This is a genomic window from Streptomyces sp. ActVer, from assembly GCF_027270795.1.
Lineage (GTDB): Bacteria > Actinomycetota > Actinomycetes > Streptomycetales > Streptomycetaceae > Streptomyces > Streptomyces umbrinus_A.
This window is the reverse complement of sequence record NZ_JAPWHT010000193.1, coordinates 1-18217: the sequence shown is the minus strand read 5'-3', so window position 1 is coordinate 18217 and position 18217 is coordinate 1. Positions and strand designations below refer to the sequence as shown.

General features: G+C 69.0%; 12 protein-coding genes. 3 read left to right on the top strand and 9 right to left on the bottom strand.

Annotation, left to right across the window (positions count from 1 at the left end):
• Nucleotides 1-128: 128 nt before the first annotated feature.
• From O3Q52_RS28225 to O3Q52_RS28215, 3 genes are all read right to left on the bottom strand, one after another.
• Nucleotides 129-5066, bottom strand: coding sequence for an NAD-glutamate dehydrogenase (locus O3Q52_RS28225; protein ID WP_269651521.1), 4938 nt, complete (start codon nt 5064-5066; stop codon nt 129-131).
• Between the two features lie 568 nt (nt 5067-5634).
• Nucleotides 5635-6300, bottom strand: a complete 666-nt coding sequence (locus tag O3Q52_RS28220) for an HAD family hydrolase (protein WP_189843503.1) — start codon at nt 6298-6300, stop codon at nt 5635-5637.
• Nucleotides 6301-6385: 85 nt separating this feature from the next.
• A complete protein-coding gene (locus O3Q52_RS28215; protein WP_269651520.1) occupies nt 6386-6901 on the bottom strand; it encodes a hypothetical protein in 516 nt (171 codons plus the stop codon).
• 397 nt (nt 6902-7298) lie between these two features.
• Here O3Q52_RS28215 and O3Q52_RS28210 point away from each other — a divergent pair, with 397 nt between their 5' ends.
• On the top strand, nt 7299-7904 hold the full coding sequence (locus O3Q52_RS28210; RefSeq protein WP_269651519.1) for an Rv3235 family protein: 606 nt from the start codon (nt 7299-7301) through the stop codon (nt 7902-7904).
• A 216-nt stretch (nt 7905-8120) separates the two neighbouring features.
• Here O3Q52_RS28210 and secA read toward each other — a convergent pair whose 3' ends face one another.
• Nucleotides 8121-10961, bottom strand: coding sequence for a preprotein translocase subunit SecA (gene secA / locus O3Q52_RS28205; RefSeq protein ID WP_269651518.1), 2841 nt, complete (start codon nt 10959-10961; stop codon nt 8121-8123).
• Between the two features lie 245 nt (nt 10962-11206).
• Between secA and O3Q52_RS28200 the strand changes: the two genes are divergently transcribed.
• Both O3Q52_RS28200 and O3Q52_RS28195 read left to right on the top strand, forming a co-directional pair.
• A complete protein-coding gene (locus tag O3Q52_RS28200) occupies nt 11207-11785 on the top strand; it encodes a GNAT family N-acetyltransferase (protein ID WP_269651517.1) in 579 nt (192 codons plus the stop codon).
• 104 nt (nt 11786-11889) lie between these two features.
• Nucleotides 11890-13092, top strand: coding sequence for a winged helix-turn-helix domain-containing protein (locus tag O3Q52_RS28195; protein WP_269651516.1), 1203 nt, complete (start codon nt 11890-11892; stop codon nt 13090-13092).
• Nucleotides 13093-13167: 75 nt separating this feature from the next.
• Here O3Q52_RS28195 and O3Q52_RS28190 read toward each other — a convergent pair whose 3' ends face one another.
• The 5 genes from O3Q52_RS28190 to O3Q52_RS28170 all read right to left on the bottom strand — a co-directional run.
• Entirely contained in the window at nt 13168-13914 is a 747-nt protein-coding gene (locus O3Q52_RS28190; RefSeq protein WP_055617175.1) for a response regulator transcription factor, read from the bottom strand.
• A gap of 230 nt (nt 13915-14144) precedes the next feature.
• Entirely contained in the window at nt 14145-14867 is a 723-nt protein-coding gene (gene raiA, locus O3Q52_RS28185; protein WP_269651515.1) for a ribosome-associated translation inhibitor RaiA, read from the bottom strand.
• A gap of 284 nt (nt 14868-15151) precedes the next feature.
• Nucleotides 15152-16051 carry a ComF family protein gene (locus tag O3Q52_RS28180; RefSeq protein ID WP_269651514.1) on the bottom strand — a complete coding sequence of 300 codons (900 nt, stop codon included), beginning with the start codon at nt 16049-16051 and terminating at the stop codon, nt 15152-15154.
• Nucleotides 16052-16198: 147 nt separating this feature from the next.
• The gene (locus O3Q52_RS28175) at nt 16199-18046 is read right to left on the bottom strand and encodes an LpqB family beta-propeller domain-containing protein (RefSeq protein WP_269651513.1); all 1848 of its coding nucleotides are present in this window, start codon (nt 18044-18046) and stop codon (nt 16199-16201) included.
• Nucleotides 18036-18217 (bottom strand): hypothetical protein (locus O3Q52_RS28170; protein ID WP_269651512.1); only part of this gene is annotated, 182 nt, incomplete at its 5' end. The genes O3Q52_RS28170 and O3Q52_RS28175, both read right to left, overlap by 11 nt.

Sequence of the window (18217 nt, the reverse complement as noted above, 5' to 3'; positions counted from 1 at the left end):
ACGAGCGCGTCAGCGCGATGCGGGGGTCTGGGGGCGGCAGCCCCCAGGGACGGGACGGGTAGGGGCGGCGGGGGCGAAAAAAAGGGGGGCGCCCCAACCCGCAGGGCGCCCCTCTCCTCTCGCCAGGACTACGTCCGCGTACGCAGCATCGTCCTCATCGTCCTCATCGCGACCGACAGATTCGCGAGATCGAACGCCTCGGACCCCTGGATCTCCTCCAGAGTCGTCCGCGCCCGAGTGAGAATCGCCGTGTTCTTCTCCTCCCACGCCTTGAACCGCTGCTCAGGCGTGGACCCCCCGTTCCCGACGGCAAGAACATCGGCGGTCAGCGCGGCATGCGCCGCGTACAGGTCCTCACGGATGGACGCCCGGGCCATGGACTGCCACCGATCCGCACGAGGCAGCTCGATGATGCGGTCCATGAGCTGAGTGATCCGCAGACGGTCGGCGAGGTCGTAGTAGACCTCCGCGACGTCCATCGGGTCCTTGCCCACCCGGTCCCCCACCGCCACGATGTCGAGCGACGGGAAGGCGGACGAGAACCCGGCCACCCGCTGGGCGAGCTCGTCGGGCACCCCGGCCCCGGACAGCTCGTCGTAGATCTGCTGGTACCACTCCAGATCCGCACCCCGCAGCAGCTTGGGCAGCTCGGCCCAGACCCGCGTGACCCCCTCCCGGAAGAAGTCGATCGTCTCGGCGAGCTGCAACGGCTGCGGCCGGTTGTTGAGCAACCACCGCGTCCCCCGCTCGACGAGCCGCCGCGAGTGCAGCCGGATCCGGGTCTGGACACCCGCGTCGACCGTGTTGTCGAGCGCCTCGACGGCGTCCCACACCTCGCTGGAGTTGAAGATCGCACGGGCCGCGGTCTGCGCCCGGACGATCTCCTCCAGAGAGGCCCCGGTCTCCTCGCGGAGCCGGTGCAGGAAGCTCGTACCACCGGTGTTGACCGTGTCGTTGACCAGCACGGTCGTGACGATCTCGCGCGACAGCGGATGGTTGTCGATCTGCTCGATGAACCGTTCGCGCAGCGCGGTCGGGAAGTACGCGTGCAGCAGGCTCCGCAGATACAGGTCGTCGGGCAGCGACGTGTGCAGCAGCTCGTCGGAGACCGTGATCTTCGTGTACGCGAGGAGGACGGCCGTCTCCGGCGAGGTCAGGCCCTGCCCGGTGCCGAGCCGCTCCCGGATCTGGCGGTCGGTCGGCAGGAACTCCAGCGCCCGGTCCAGATGGCCCTCGCGGACCAGGTGGCGCATGAAGCGCTGCTGGGCGTGGAGCATGTCCTTCGACTGGGCGAGCGCGTTGGCCAGGGCCGTGTTCTGCGCGTAGTTGTTGCGCAGGACGAGCGCGCCGACCTCGTCGGTCATCTCGGCGAGCAGCTTGTTGCGCTGCTTGACCGTCATGTCGCCGTCCGCGACCACCGCGTTGAGCAGGATCTTGATGTTCACCTCGTGGTCGGAGGTGTCCACGCCCGCGCTGTTGTCGATGGCGTCGGTGTTGACCTTGCCGCCGGCCTGCGCGAACTCGATGCGGCCGAGCTGGGTGAGGCCGAGGTTGCCGCCCTCTCCGACGACCTTGACCCTCAGGTCGGCGCCGTCCACGCGGATCGCGTCGTTGGCCTTGTCGCCGACGTCCGCGTGCGACTCGGTCGACGCCTTCACGTACGTACCGATGCCGCCGTTCCACAGCAGGTCCACCGGCGCCTTGAGGATCGCCCGCATCAGGTCGGCGGGGGTCATCTTGGCGATGTTGCCCTCGATGCCGAGAGCCTCGCGGATGTGGCTGTTGAGCTGGATGGCCTTGGCCGTACGGGGGAAGATGCCGCCGCCCTGCGACAGCAGCGTCTTGTCGTACTCCTCCCAGGAGGAGCGTGGCAGCTCGAAGAGGCGACGGCGCTCGGCGTACGAGGTGGCCGCGTCCGGGTTCGGGTCGATGAAGATGTGCCGGTGGTCGAAGGCGGCGACCACCCGGATGTGCTCGCTGAGCAGCATGCCGTTGCCGAACACGTCACCGGACATGTCACCCACGCCGACGACCGTGAAGTCCTCGGTCTGCGTGTTGAGGGCCAGCTCCCGGAAGTGCCGCTTGACGGACTCCCAGGCGCCGCGGGCGGTGATGCCCATCTTCTTGTGGTCGTAGCCGGCCGAGCCGCCGGAGGCGAAGGCGTCCCCGAGCCAGAAGTTGTAGCTCTCCGCGACGCCGTTGGCGATGTCGGAGAACGTCGCCGTGCCCTTGTCCGCGGCGACGACGAGGTAGGTGTCGTCCTCGTCGTGCCGGACGACGTCGGCGGGCGGTACGACCTCGCCGGCCACCATGTTGTCGGTGATGTCGAGCAGCGCCGAGATGAAGGTCTTGTAGCTGCGGATGCCCTCGGCCAGCCAGGCGTCGCGGTCCACGGCCGGGTCCGGCAGCTGCTTGGCGACGAAGCCGCCCTTGGCGCCGACCGGCACGATGACGGTGTTCTTGACCATCTGCGCCTTGACCAGGCCGAGGATCTCGGTCCGGAAGTCCTCACGCCGGTCGGACCAGCGCAGACCGCCTCGCGCGACCTTGCCGAACCTGAGGTGGACGCCCTCGACGCGCGGCGAGTACACCCAGATCTCGTACGCCGGACGCGGCGCCGGCAGGTCCGGGATGGCCTGCGGGTCGAACTTCATGGAGACGTACGTGTGCGGCTCGCCGCCGCCCGCCTCCTGGAAGAAGTTCGTACGCAGGGTCGCCTTGATGACCGTGAGGAAGGAGCGGAGGATCCGGTCCTCGTCCAGGCTCGCCACCTGGTCGAGGGCGGCGTCCAGCTCCTCCAGCAGGGCGTCGGTCAGTTCGAGGCCGGCGCGCTGGCGGTCCGGCGACATCCGCGCCTCGAAGAGCGAGACGAGCAGCCGGGTGGTGTGGACGTTGTTGCGGAGGGTGTCCTCCATGTAGTCCTGGCTGAACGTCGAACCGGCCTGCCGCAGGTACTTGGCGTACGCGCGCAGCACCATCGCCTGCCGCCAGTTCAGCCCGGCGCTCAGGACGAGGGAGTTGAAGCCGTCGTTCTCGGCCTGCCCGGTCCAGGTCGCCGAGAAGGCCTCCTGGAAGCGCTCGCGGCCGTCGTCACCGAGGTGGTCGCCGTTGCCGCTGCCCGTCTTGGGCAGGCGCAGGCCGAAGTCGTAGATCCACGCGGACGCGCGGTCCGAGCAGCGCAGCTCGTAGGGGCGCTCGTCGGTGACCTCGACGCCGAGCCGGGTGAGGACCGGCAGGACGGCGGAGAGGGAGACCGACTCGCCGGTGCGGTAGATCTTGAAACGGCGCTCGCCGGGGGCGGCCCCCACCGGCTCGTACAGGCTGAGCGCGAAGTTCTTGCCGTTGCCGAGCTGCTCCAGGTGGACCAGGTCGGCGACCGCGGTGCGCGGGTTGTGGTCGGCCTTGTAGCCCTCGGGGATGGCGTTGCCGTACCGGCGCAGCAGTTCGGCGGCGCGCTCCTCGCCGCACTCCGCGTTCAGTGCCTCGGCGAAACCGTCGGCCCAGGAGCGGGCGGCCTCGACGAGCCGCGCCTCGATGCGGTCCTTGTCGGCGTCGCTGAGCTGCGGCAGCTCGGTGCCCTGCGGGACCCGGACCACGAAGTGCAGCCGGGAGAGGATCGACTCGGTGTTCCAGGCGGTGAAGTCGACGCTGATGCCGCCGAGCTCCTCCTTCAGGATGTCGATGATCCGCAGGCGTACGCCGGTGGTGTAGCGGTCTCGCGGGAGGTAGACGAGCGCCGAGTAGTAGCGCCCGTACTCGTCCTGCCGCAGGTAGAGCCTGAGCCGCCGCCGCTCCTGGAGGTACAGGACGGAGGTGACGATCGACCGCAGCTCGTCGGGCGGGGTCTGGAAGAGCTCGTCGCGCGGGTACGTCTCCAGGATCTGGAGGAGGTCGCGCCCGTCGTGGCTGTTGGGCGAGAAGCCCGCGCCCTTGAGGACCTCCGCGACCTTGCGCCGGACGACGGGGACGCGACGGACGGACTCGGTGTACGCGGCGGAGGAGAAGAGGCCTAGAAAACGGCGCTCGCCGATGACGTTGCCGTCCTGGTCGAACTTCTTCACGCCGACGTAGTCGAGGTAGGAGGGCCGGTGCACGGTGGCACGGCTGTTGGCCTTGGTGAGCACCAGGATCTTGTGCTCGCGGGCCTTGGCGCGGGCGTCGGCGGGCAGCCGCTCGAAGGACGGGCTGACCGGGTGGCTCTCGTCGGTCGCGTGGTGCGGATCGGAGCGCAGGATGCCGAGTCCGGTGCCGGGAACGGCGGCGAGCGAGTCGTCCTCGCGCAGCTCGTACTCCCGGTAGCCGAGGAAGGTGAAGTGGTCGTCCGCGAGCCAGCGCAGCAGCTCACGGGCCTCCTCCACCTCCTGGTCGCGCAGGTCGTCGGCGGTCGGCTCGGTGGGCAGCTCGTCGGCGATGCGCAGCGCGGAGTCGCGCATCTTCTCCCAGTCCTCGACGGCCTCACGGGCGTCGGACAGGACGCGCACCAGGTCGGCGGTGATCTGCTTCAGATCGGCGCGGTCGGTCTCGCGGTCGATCTCGACGTGGATCCAGGACTCGACGAACGCGTCGTGGGGCAGCTCGCCGGCGGGCCGGGCCTTCAGGACCTCGATGAGCTTGCCGGTGAGGTCGCGCCGCACGATGACCTGCGGGTGGATGACGACATGGATCCCGCGCCCCTGCCGGGACAGCTCGTTGGTGACGGAGTCGACGAGGAAGGGCATGTCGTCCGTGACGACCTCGACGACGGAGTGGCTGCAGGTCCAGCCGATCTCCTCGACCGTCGGGGTGTGGACTCTCACGTTGGCCGTGCCCTGAGGTCGGTTCTCGGCCAGCCGGTAGTGCGAGAAGGCGGCTCCGAAGACGTCGTCCGGGTCTCGGTCGGTGAGGTCTTCGGGGGCGGTGTGCAGGTAGTAGCGCTGGAGGAACGCGAGCAGGGTGTCCTGGTCGGGAGCGCTCGCGCCCGTCTTCCCGGTCGGCAGGTGAAGAATCCCCCCGACAGGGCTGTTCTCAGCTACCCGGGCGGCCCGTTCGAGCAGCTCGGCCTTGGCTTCGTCCAGCTTGGTCTGCATTGTCCTCTGGCTCCTGTCGCGCGCCGTTGCGTGACGTCGTAGAACGTGAAGTGACGTAGCGCCGCGACGCGGGGTGTCCGGTCTCGTTCGACGCTATGCCGCGATGAGAGATGAGCGGGGCGTTATCGGCCATTCTTGGCGGCTCCGGAGGCTGTGACGCTGCTCTCGGTGCACCTGTGCCTGCCGCGTATGCGGTGGTTTCTGCGCTTCCCCGCCCGGGGAGACCAGCGACCGCCCGGTCACGGATGTAGTCCGTGCGTTCCGGGCGCAGGGCAGGGGCAACAAGGCCCCCGCGACGTATCGCGCTGATCACGGCACAAGGCTATCGCTCTCCACGGGCCCCCCGTCATGAGCCGTATGTGTACAAAAGAGGGACCCCCTTTTTGACACTCTGCACAGTTTCCCCCGCCCCGTCAGGGGCGCGGGGCTGTGACATTGTGCGACTCCGCCGCGTGGGCGCGACAAGCCACGACGGCCCCGCAGCCGACAACGAACCCACGGGGGCCTGGGGGCAGAGCCCCCAGTTTCACCAAGGGGGACCACCCCAGGCCCCCAGGAAACCACCCGCTCAGGCCGCCAACCGCTCGGCCTCCGCAACAGCCTCCTCCAGGCTGTCCACCACCGGCACCCCAACCCCCTCAAGGCTGGCCCGGCTGTGCGACCCGCCGGTGTAGAGCACGGCCCGAGCCCCCACGTGCAGCGCCGCGACCGCGTCGTCCGCCGCGTCCCCGATCACCACCGTACGAGCGGGTTCCACACCCGCCAGCGCTCCCACATGCCGGACCATGTGCTCGGCCTTGCTGCCCCCGGAGGGTCCGGTGCGCCCGTCGACCCGTATGAAATGGGGCTCGATCCCGAACCCACGGACCAACGGGACGAGCTCGTCGTGCCCGTACATGCTCAGGATCGACTGACTGCGACCGGCCGACGCCCACTCGGCGAGCAGCCCGGGCACTCCGTCGGTGAGCCCGCAGCCCACCCGGTGCTCGGTGTAGTACCGGTGGAAGGTCACGTCCATGACCTCCCACTCCTCGTCCGTGGGAAGCCGCCCTATCAGCCGCTCGTAGAACTTCGGCACCGGTACGCAGTACAGCTCCCGGTACCGCTCCAGCGTGATCGGTTCCATGCCCAGCTCGGCGAACGCCGCGTTCGTCGCGCCGATGATCGCCGTGTTGTCGTGGAACAGGGTTCCGTTCCAGTCCCAGACAATGTGTGCCGCTCCGTGCATCCCCATACCAAAAAAATACCCGGCCACACTGACAACACATCCGGTGCGCTTCAGCACGCCCCCAGGAGCCGCGACCAGAAGGCCGGGCCCGTCAGTCGCCCAGCCCCACCAGGTTCGGAATCTCCTGCGTGGCGAACCACAGCAGCTCGTGGTCCTCGGCCCCGTCCACGACGAACTGCGCGTCGTCGTCACCCCGGTCGGCCGCGCCCAGCACGTCCACGGCCGCCGTCACGTCCGCCTCGGCCTCATCGGAGTCGAGATGCACGGCCGCGGCCTTGGCCAGCGCCACGGCCCCGCCGACCCGCACCTCACCGAGCGCCGAGGGGTCGAGCCCCCGGTCGGGGTCGGCGACCGCGGCCCCGTCCGGCACGTCGACGGCGACGACGACTCGCCGCCGCGGGGCTCCGGGGTCGAGCGCGACCAGCCTGAGGGAGGCGAGCGCGGCCCGGTTCAGCGCCGCGTACTCCAGTTCCTCGATGTCGTCGGACAGGTACCACTCCCGCAGCGCGGGCGTGACGGCGTACGCGACGAAGGACCCCGACCCCAGCTCACCCGTCTTGTACGCCTCGGCGAGACCGGAGAGGGTCAGGGGGACGTAGACGCGCATGGCTGGCCGCTTTCGTAGTCGGATCGCGTGGTCGATGTCTCCGTCGGGATTCGCCGTCGGGTCTCGCCGTCGGGTCTCGCCGTCGGGTCTCGCCGTCGGAGGCCTCCAAGAGGGCGGCTTCGCACCTCCCGGAGGGCCTTCAGGATACGTGCGGGCGTCCCCTTTCGAGTCCCGGCCACCCCTCCGGAGGCGTCCACCGCCGGCCTCGCACATCACCCGGTACACCCCAGCCCCGCCAAGCCTCCCGCCCTCCCCCGTCACCCTGATAGGTGAAGATTCCGGCACCCCCGACGCGCGACCACCGTCCTTGCGGCCACCCACCCCGGCCTCGTACAAGATCCCCAACGGAAAGTTACCGACCGGTATCCAGTCGGTCCGACGGAATGGGGATCCCGCCATGAACAAGGTGATGACCAGGACGAAGCGCACCACGGGCGCCCCGGGCACCCGCCCACCCGTTCGCCACGACACGCGCCGCCCGGGCGGCGGCTCACCGCGTACGACCCCGGGCGGAGGCACACCTCGTACGAGGCGGGTGGGCACCGCCCCGAGCGCTGCCACCACCCCGAGCACCGTCCCGACCACCTCGCCGGTCCCGTCCGGAGCCCCGCCCCGGAGGACCCCCACAGCCCCCGCTGAGAGCCTTCCGGGTGCACCTCGGCAGCCTCGCCCCACCGACCTGTTCGCCGACCGCCTCGTGGCCGTTCTGAGTGGTCAGCGCCCCGTCCACTGCATGCTCCGGCACACCGCGGGCCGCGCGTACGACGAACTGGCCTGGCTCGCCGAACGCGGCCCGCTCCGCGCCCGCGGCACCCGCCCCGTCGTCCGCGACATCGGCTACTACGTCCCCCGCCCGGGCGCCGTCGAGGCCTTCGCCCGCATCGGAGCGGGCGACCAGCTCCGCGCCATGGCCTTCCGCCTGGAACAGGGCCCCGACCTCCGCTGGCGCTGCACAGCAGTAGAACTGGGCGGCGCCCGCATGCCCCACACGAACGAGGACTGACCCGCGCATCCGCCCCCGGGGCACCTCCTCAGGCACGCCTGCACCTGGGCGCCCCACAAGGGGCGCGGGGAACTGCGCGACAAGCCCCCACCGGCCCGCAGCCAACAACACCCGGGCCGGAGGCCAACCCAACGCAAAGGGCCGGGCACCAAAAGATGCCCGGCCCTTCAACTGCCCACCCCGCAGAGCGAACCGCTCACCCCGCGGAGCGAACCGTCACTTCTTGCGGCGACGGCCACCCTTCTGCTGCTTACGCCGCTCCGCGCGCGTAAGCCCGTCCGACTCCGACCGCACCGGCTCGTCGTCGTTGGCGAAGTCGCCCTCGACGATGCCACCTTCGCCGTCCACGGTGGGCGCGGAGAAGTGCAGCCGGTCCGGCCGCTGCGGAGTGTCGAGCCCCTTGGCACGGATCTCCGGACGGGAGGAACCCGCCGGAACCGCGTCCCTCTTGGAGAGCGACGGCTTCGCGTCCTCGACCGGGACCTCCTCGACCTGCTGCTCGACCTGGACCTCCAGGTTGAACAGGTAGCCGACGGACTCCTCCTTGATGCCGTCCATCATGGCGGTGAACATGTCGAAGCCCTCGCGCTGGTACTCGACCAGCGGGTCCTTCTGGGCCATCGCGCGCAGGCCGATGCCCTCCTGGAGGTAGTCCATCTCATAGAGGTGCTCGCGCCACTTGCGGTCCAGGACCGACAGCACGACCCGGCGCTCCAGCTCACGCATGATCTCGGAGCCGAGCTGCTCCTCGCGGGCCGAGTACTGCTCGTAGATGTCGTCCTTGATGGACTCGGAGATGAACTCGGCGGTCAGACCGGCACGGTCGCCGGCCGCCTCCTCCAGCTCCTCGACGGTGACCTTCACCGGGTAGAGCTGCTTGAAGGCGCCCCACAGCCGGTCGACGTCCCACTCCTCGGCGAAGCCCTCGGCGGTCTCGGCGTCGATGTACGCGTCGATCGTGTCGTTCATGAAGTGCTGGATCTGCTCCTGCAGGTCCTCGCCCTCCAGGACGCGACGACGCTCGCCGTAGATGACCTCGCGCTGCCGGTTGAGGACCTCGTCGTACTTGAGGACGTTCTTCCGGGTCTCGAAGTTCTGCGTCTCGACCTGCGACTGGGCGGAGGCGATGGCTCGGGTGACCATCTTGTTCTCGATCGGCACGTCGTCCGGGACGTTCGCCATCGACATGACGCGCTCGACCATCTGGGCCTTGAAGAGGCGCATCAGGTCGTCGCCCAGGGAGAGGTAGAAGCGGGACTCGCCCGGGTCGCCCTGACGGCCGCTGCGACCGCGCAGCTGGTTGTCGATACGGCGGGACTCGTGCCGCTCGGTGCCCAGTACGTAGAGCCCGCCGAGGTCCTTGACCTCTTCGAACTCAGCCTGCACGGCCTTCTCGGCCCGCTCCAGGGCGGCGGGCAGCGCGGCGGCCCACTCCTCGATGTGCTCCTCGGGGTCGAGGCCGCGCTGGCGCAGCTCGGCCTCGGCGAGGTCGTCCGGGTTGCCGCCGAGCTTGATGTCCGTACCACGGCCGGCCATGTTCGTGGCGACGGTGACGGCACCCTTGCGGCCGGCCTGGGCGATGATCGGGGCCTCGCGGTCGTGCTGCTTCGCGTTCAGCACCTCGTGCTGGATGCCTCGCTTGGAGAGCTGCTGCGAGAGGTACTCGGACTTCTCGACCGACGTCGTACCGACGAGGATCGGCTGGCCCTTCTCGTGCTTCTCGGCGATGTCGTCGACGACGGCCTCGAACTTCGCGACCTCGGTGCGGTAGATCAGGTCGGACATGTCCTTGCGGACCATCGGCCGGTTGGTCGGGATCGGGACGACGCCGAGCTTGTAGATCTGGTGGAACTCGGCGGCCTCGGTCATCGCCGTACCAGTCATGCCGGAGAGACCGGGGACTTCCTTGCCGTTGTGGTCGTGGCGCTTGTAGAGGCGGAAGAAGTTCTGCAGGGTGATCGTGGCGAGCGTCTGGTTCTCGTCCTTGATGTCCACCCCTTCCTTCGCCTCGATCGCCTGGTGCATGCCCTCGTTGTAGCGGCGGCCGGCGAGGATACGGCCGGTGTGCTCGTCGACGATCATGACTTCGCCGTCGATGACGACGTAGTCCTTGTCCTTCTTGAAGAGCTCCTTGGCCTTGATGGCGTTGTTCAGGTAGCCCACCAGAGGCGTGTTCACCGACTCGTAGAGGTTGTCGATGCCCAGCCAGTCCTCGACCTTGGCGACGCCGGGCTCGTGGATGGCGACGGTGCGCTTCTTCTCGTCGACCTCGTAGTCGCCGGTTTCCTCGATGCCCTTGAGGGTGTTGCCCGCCTCGCCCTTCTTCAGGCGCGTGACGAGCTTCGCGAAGTCGCCGTACCACTTGGTGGCCTGGTCTGCGGGGCCGGAGATGATCAGCGGCGTACGGGCCTCGTCGACGAGGATCGAGTCGACCTCGTCGACCACCGCGAAGTTGTGGCCGCGCTGCACCAGTTCGTCCTGCGACCACGCCATGTTGTCGCGCAGGTAGTCGAAGCCGAACTCGTTGTTCGTGCCGTACGTGATGTCGCACGCGTACTGCTCGCGGCGCTGGGCCGGCGTCATGTTGGCCAGGATGCAGCCGACACTCAGGCCCAGGAACTTGTGGACACGGCCCATCATCTCGGAGTCGCGCTCGGCCAGGTAGTCGTTGACCGTGATGAGGTGAACGCCGTCTCCGGAGAGGGCGTTCAGATACGTGGGCAGCGTGCCGACCAGGGTCTTGCCCTCACCGGTCTTCATCTCGGCGACATAGCCGAGGTGGAGCGCTGCGCCGCCCATGATCTGCACGTCGTAGGGACGCTGGCCGAGGGCGCGCTTGGCGGCCTCACGGACGGTCGCGAACGCCTCGGGCAGCAGGTCGTCGAGGCTTTCGCCGTCGGCATACCGCTGCTTGTACTCCTCGGTCAGGGCTCGCAGCTCGGCGTCGGAGAGGTCAACGAAGTCCTCTTCGATGGAGTTGACCTGGTCCGCGATGCGGTGCAGCTTGCGCAGGATCTTTCCTTCGCCTGCACGCATGATCTTCGAGAGGACGGACACGGGGGTTTGTCTCCTTGCCGGTCGGGCCTGGGACGGTCGGTTTCAATGACGGTTTCAAATCACAGCTTGAGCAACGGCCATCGTAAGCGAGGACCCCACCGCGCCGGGAGGTCTGCATGTGACAGCCATTAGGACAACGGGCGGAGGATGCGGAAGGTGCCGCGCAAGCACTACGAAAGGTAACCACCCCCTCACGCAGGGCTAAAGTTATGGCTTCCGCACCGAAGCCCGAGCAGAATCGGCCGATGGACCCCGTCACACTGACCTCCGAACGGCTCCTGCTGCGCACGGTGGGACCGCACGACACCGACGCCGTGTACGACGCCGTCCAGGATCCCGACATCCAGCGCTGGACCACGATCCCGTCGCCCTATCTGCGCGAGCACGCCACGGCCTTCACCGAGCAGATGGTGCCCGACGGATGGGTGGACTGCTCGATGTTCACCTTCGGTGTCTTCCTTCCCGTCAGCGGTGACCTCGCCGGCATGCTCGCCATCACGATGCGCTCCCTGGGGGTCGGCGAGATCGGTTTCTGGGCGACGAAGGAACACCGGGGCAACGGCTACATCACCGAGGCCGCCCTCACCGCCTCCCGCTGGGCCTTCACCCAACTGGCGATCGACCGCGTCGAGTGGCGGGCCGAGGTCGGCAACACGGGCTCCCGCGCGGTCGCCGAACGCGCCGGCTTCACCATCGAAGGCACCCTTCGTTCCGGCATCAACAACAAGGGCGTACGCCGCGACTGCTGGATCGGATCCCTGCTCCCGTCGGACCTGGGCCTGCCGTCGACAGCGCCCTACCTACCCACTCCACGACAGGGCTGAACTCCGGGCGCCCGCCCGTCCCCGACTGTCTTCCCTGGCCGATTTCCCCGGCAGTTTTCGCAGCTCAGAGCCCATTGTCAGTGGCACCGCATATCGTGCGGACCATGACGAGTCTGCCGCGCCCCACCGCCGAACTCTCCGCCGACGAGGCCCGCCGAATCGCCCTGCGCGCCCAGGGTTTCCTGGGCGCCCCCGACCGCAGGGGCGGCGTCCGAGGCGTACTGCGACACCTGGGCGCGGTCCAGCTCGACACGATCTCCGTCCTGGCCCGCTCCCACGAACTCATCCCGTACGCCCGCCTCGGCGCGGTCGGCCGCAAGACGGTGGACGGCGCCTACTGGACGCCCGCGTCCGACGGCACGGCTCCGCCGAGCCCGCACGCCTTCGAGTACTGGTCGCACGCCGCCTGCATCCTCCCCGTCGAGGAGTGGCCGCACTTCGCGTTCCGCCGCCGCGCCTACCGCGCCCGCCCGCACTGGAACCACGGCCTGCCGGACGGCACGTACGACCAGGTCATCAAGCAGCTGAGGACCGAAGGCCCGCTCACGGCCACCGACTTGGGCGGTGCGAAGAAGACCAGCGAGTGGTGGGACTGGTCGGGCACGAAGGTCGCCGTCGAGCGCGCCCTGATGTACGGCGAGGTGGTGTGCACGGAGCGCAGAGGCTGGAAGCGGGTGTACGACCTGGCCGAGCGCGCCATCCCGGGCGACCTGCTCCACGACGAGCTGGACGACGCGGAGTGCCTGCGCCGTCTGGTCCGGCTCGCGGGCCAGTCCCTGGGTGTCGGCACGCGCGCGGACATCGCCGACTACCACCGCCTCAAGGGCGAGCAGGTCGACGCGGTGCTCGCGGACTCCGGTCTGGTCCCGGTCACGGTGGAGGGCTGGTCCAAGCCTGCCTGGGCGGATCCCGCGGCCCTGGAGACGCCCCCGCGGGGCCGCCACCGCACCACGCTCCTGTCGCCGTTCGACTCCCTGGTCTGGGAGCGGGCGCGCACGGAGCGCGTCTTCGGCTTCACCCACCGACTGGAGGCCTACGTCCCCAAGCCGAAGCGGGTCTACGGCTACTTCGCCATGCCGGTCCTCGCCGGCGGCCACCTGGTCGGCCGCGTCGACCCGGCCCGCGAGGGCGCCACGCTGGTCGCCAAGCAGGTCACCCTCGACAGCCCCAAGGCAGTACCGGCGGTGGCCCAGGCCCTCCTGGAGGCAGCCACCTGGGTCGACTGCTCGAACGTACGGGTGGAGCGAGCGAACACTCCGGCCCTGCGAGAGGCTTTGACAACGGAGCTGGGCCGAACGCTCCTTTAGGGGCGCGGGGAACTGCGCGACCAGCCACATCTGGCCCGCACCTACGAACCGACCCCCGCCCCCAAGACGCCGCTGTCAACGAATCTCAAGAATCTTCTCCCGCATCGCATACACCACGGCCTCCATCCTGGAGTGCAACTGCAGCTTCTCCAGAATGTTCCGCACATGGTTCTTCACGGTGTTCTCGGAGATGAACAACTCCTTGGCGATATCCCGGTTGTTCATCCCGGTCGCCACGAGCTTGAGAACCTCCAGCTCACGCTCGGTGAGCCGAGGCGCCGGCACCAGCCGCCGCTCATCCGTGCGCTGGATCATCGACTTGAACTCGGTGAGCAGCTTCGACGCCATCGACGGACTGATCTGCGACTGCCCGTCCGCAACGGCACGAATGGCCGTGGCCACTTCATCGGTGGAGATCTCCTTGAGGAGATATCCGGTGGCCCCCGCCTTGATCGCGTCGTAGAGGTCGGCCTCCTCGTCGCTGATCGTCAGCATGATGATCTTCGCGCTGGGTGCGACCTCCTTGATGGAGGTGCACGCCTCGATGCCGCCGCGCTTGGGCATCCGTACGTCCATCAGCACGATGTCCGGCAGCAGATCGGCGGCCTTGTCGACCGCCTCCGCGCCGTCACCCGCCTCGCCGACGACCTGGATGTCCTCCTCGGCGGCGAGCACGATCTCCAGGCCGCGACGGAAGAGGGCATGGTCATCCACGACAAGGACCCTGATGGGTTCCTTGCGTGGGGACCCCGCGTCCGGGCCCATGCCGACGACGCCGTCGTCGGCATCTTCGTCACGCATCGGTCCGAAGCTGTCCGCCATGGTTCCTCCCCCTGAAGGCCGTGGCCTGTGTTTCTTGTGCCATCGCCAACCCGAGGCAACGGCCCACCGGTTGGGCCGGTACGGCCATGATTTCATGCCCGGGCGACAACGGGACGACAGAGCGGGGCACAAAGGGGTCGCACACCGGTGCCCCTGGGGGCGCACGAGCACTCCAGGGGCACCACTGGAACTCCCCCCGGCCGAAGGCCGAGGAAGCTCACCGGGCGAGGTCAGCCGCCCAGCGCCCCGCCTGCCGGGGCCTGCTGCGCCTTGGCCACCATCGGGTCCGTGCTGAGGTGGATGACGCCGTAGTCGTACGCGTGCCGCCGGTAGACGACACTCGGTTCCTTGGTCTCGGAGTCGACGAACAGATAGAAGTCGTGCCCGACCAGTTCCATCTCGTAGAGCGCCTGGTCGAGCGTCATCGGGGACGCGACGTGGGTCTTCTCGCGGACGACGAGGGGGCCGTCACCCTTCACCTCGAGCGAACCGATCTTCTTGGTCGGCACCGCCTCGGGCTCTTCCTCGTGGACCACACTGCCGTTCCCGTTGAGCGTTGCCGCGCCCGGGACGTGGTCGGCGACCTCGGCTGCCGGGATCCTGCGGGCTCCACGGCGCGTGTACCGCTTGTCGTGCTGCTTGCGCAGTCGCGCTTCCAGCTTGTCTGCCGCCAGGTCCAGCGCCGCGTACGGATCGCTTGCCGCTGCCTCCGCCCGGATCACCGGACCGCGGGAGTGAAGCGTGATCTCCACTCGGTCGGAGCGGTCGGCCTGTCGGGGGTTGGGCTCCTTGGACACCTCGACGTCGAGGCTGATCACCTTGCCGTCGAGCTTCTGGATCTTCTCCAGCTTCAGCTTCTCGGCCACGTGCTTGCGGAACCGCTCGGGCACCTCGGTCTTGCGGCCCTTGACGACGATGTCCACGCAGAACTCCGTTCCCGGATCACTCCGCATCGACGGCGGAGCATCTCCCTTTTGCACCAGGCTCCAGCGACTCCCGGAGCCTCGGACTCGGTGACTTCCACCTCCTCCTCCCCCGCGGGCAAGATCTCCACCCACTGTCGCGGGTGATTGCAGAAAACCCACGGCACGGCATTCCGATATGCGAAGGACGGCGTCCGCCATTCCCTCACAACCGAACATATCTCGCCTGGACGGATGGCGTCACCCTCTACTGCGACGTACCTCCATTCAGGTGAATGGAACCTCTCACTACCTGCAACGACGCAACTTCCCTGTCAGTTCCGGTTTATTTCGAAAGATGCCGGAGTCGCCGCGACCACAGCCGCTGCGAGCATGCCTTCGGCGCCGTTCGTACCTCTCATTTCCCTGACCGCTTCTGGTCGTCCTACACCTGCCGCCGTCGTTTGAGACATCCCTTCCCCTGTCACTTTGGGTGTTACCCGGCCGTAAGGACCGGTTCCCGCCACGAGAACGGCCCTCAAAGCCCGTGCCGCCTCCGTCAGGGACGCGCCCGTGGTCATCAGGTCGTCGACGATCACGACCCGCCCACCGCCGTTCAGCAGCCGCGCGCCTCCCGCGGGCACCTCCAGGGCGCCGGCGAGATTGTCCAGCCGCTGCCGGGAGTTGAGCCCTGACTGGTCGGCCACGGCACGCCGCTGCCGCAGTACGGCGACTACCCGGGCCGGTGTCCCCGTACGCCGCAGTTCACCCGCGGCGGCGAGTGCGATCCGCCGCGCCGGGTCGTGCCCCCGCGCCCGGACCGCCCAGCGCGCGGACGGCACGGGAACGAGCGACACTGGAGTCCTGGAGCCACCCACTCCGACGGGTCCGACGGGTCCATCAGGCACGAGCCCCGCAGCCCCGGCCCCGCTCCCGCCACCCGTCGCGAGCCCCACCCGTACGGCCCCCGCCAGCGCCGCGCCCAGAGGTCCCGCGAGCATCAACGCACCCCGTTCCTTGTGGGCGAGGAGCACCGCGCGCACCTCGTCCTCGTACGGAGCCGCGGCGTGCACCACCGGCAGCCCCGGTGGTTCCGGCTCTGGTCGCACCCGGCTCGGTACGGCCCCCGTCAGGGCGGCACGGCACTCAGGGCAGAGCACCGTGCGAGGTCTCCCACAGCCTCCGCACTCGGCCGGCAGCACCAGGTCGGTGAGGTCCTGCCACCACCCCCGCATGCCCACCACTGTGCCAACGCCCGGGCGCCCCGGCCACCCCTGTGGACAACTCCCTGTGGACAACTCCGGGCAACCACAGGGACGTTGTCACCCACACGAGGGAAGCGCTCAGACAGCGAAGGCAAGTCGGCCAGACCAGGCCAGACCTCACCCCGGATAGACCGGCGCCATCCCCTTCTTGACCACCGTCTGCCACTGGGCCCCGGACGAGAGCCGCACGATCCCGTCCTCCGAGTGGGCCACCAGGGGCAGCCGCTCGTCCTCGGAGGCGGCGATCTCCTTCACGCCGGTGAGCGCGGCGGGTGCCGGGCCGACCGGTGTGGAGCCGTCGACCTGGACGTACTGGATCTGCTGCACGACCCGGGCCTCGCGTCCGACCACGACCAGACGGCTGTCGCCAGCCCAGGACATGGCCGTGACCTCTTCCAACTGCGGTGCCACGGACCGCAGTTCGTGGATGGAGACGGACGGCTTCCCGTCCGATCCGTTCTGCCGCTCGATCCGCCCCATGAGGAGGGTCGTCCTGTCGTCCTTCCGCACGATCAGCGCGATCCGCACCCCGTCGGCGGCCACCCGCACCGCTTCGATCCGCCCTTCGAGGCTGGGCGTCGTGACCGCCAGAGGCTCACCCGCGCCCTTCGCGAGCAGCAGCAGTTTGGAGCTCTTCGGGCCACGGTCGGCCACCCACAGGTCCCCGCTCGCGTCCCAACTGGGCGTCGTCAGACCGTCGTCCTCCGACTTGGCCTTGCTGCGCAGCACGGGCTCCCCGAGCGAACCGCCCGACGCGAGCGACCCGACGTACAGCGAGCGCCCGTCGAGCGACACCCCGGCCGCGGTGTCCTCGTCCCGCGAGACCGCGGCCGCCCTCAGCGCCTTGTCGCCGTCGCCGAGCGCACCCGGCACCGGCTCGGGTTCCTGTTCGCTGCCCGTGCTCGCTATCCGGACGAGCCGCTTCTCACCGTCGATGAAGTACTCGTACTCGGCACGCTTCGCCGGGCCGTGGGCGACGTAGATCTCGGCCTTGCTCGCTCCGAGGGCACACGACTGCGTGCCGTCCGAACGCTGCAGCTCCACCTCGTCGATGCCCGTGGGCGTCAGGTCCTGGAGGGTGAACAGGAGTTGGGCCGCCATCTCCGTGCACACGGACTGGCCGATCCGGTCGGCCTTGTCGTTCAGCGGCACCGTCAGCCGGTTCTGGTCGTCGGGCGTGAGTGTCTTGACGCCCTTCTTCAGCGCCGTACCGGTGGGGAAGCTGGACCTGACGACCGGCTTGAGCCAGCTCGTCGGCCCCTTCAGTAGCGAGCGGACCATCTGCGTCACCGGGTCGACCTGCTCGCGCACGTAGACGGGGTCGGCGACCGCCCCGAGCTGATCGTCCGACCTGCCCGACGTGTTCGACGCGAAGTAGTACTTGTTGACGGACAGGTAGTTGCGCTGGAAGTCGGACTTCCCCATCACGAGGCCCTGCGGCAGCTCGTCGATGCGCCACTGCCTGCTGCCGTCCTTCTCCTTGTACTTCGCGAGGTGCACGAGCTCGTTGTACGTTCCCGCGGCGGGTTCGTACGCGAACTGCGAGTCCACCTTGGCGACCCTGGTGCCGGTCAGCGAGTACACGTAGTCGCCGGTCGCCTCCCGGCTGCCGCTGTGCTCCGCCGCGGTGTTCGGCCCGTCCGCGAGCACCGTCGTCGACCGGTTCGGACGCCACTTCTTGGACGCCTCGCCCGTCAGGTACTTGCGTGCCGTCTCGAACCCCGGATCGTCGCTGGTCAGCGCCTCCAGGAAGCCCTGCACGATCTCTTCGGGCTGTGCGTTCTCCCGCGGCGGCATGGCGAAGACCCGGACCTGCGGGTCGGGCCGCTGCGAGGCCTCGACCCCGCGCAGGTCCCCGCCGTCCGGCATCGAGGCGCATCCGGTCAGCAGTACGGCCCCGCAGACGCCGTACGTCATCAGACGCACCGGACGCCGACGGCCGCCCCGATCGCGGTCAGCGCCCACGTGATTCCTCCCCCTGCTTCAACTGTTCCGGCTTCTCACCGGTTCCCCGGCCGTCCTCGGACGGGGCTTCCTCCGCTGCCTCGGTGCTCTGACCGCGCGTTTCCGCGGTGGGCCGCGGCACCACGCGCGCGCCGTTGCCGGGCAGAGCGGCCGGGTCCACGGCGCCCGCCA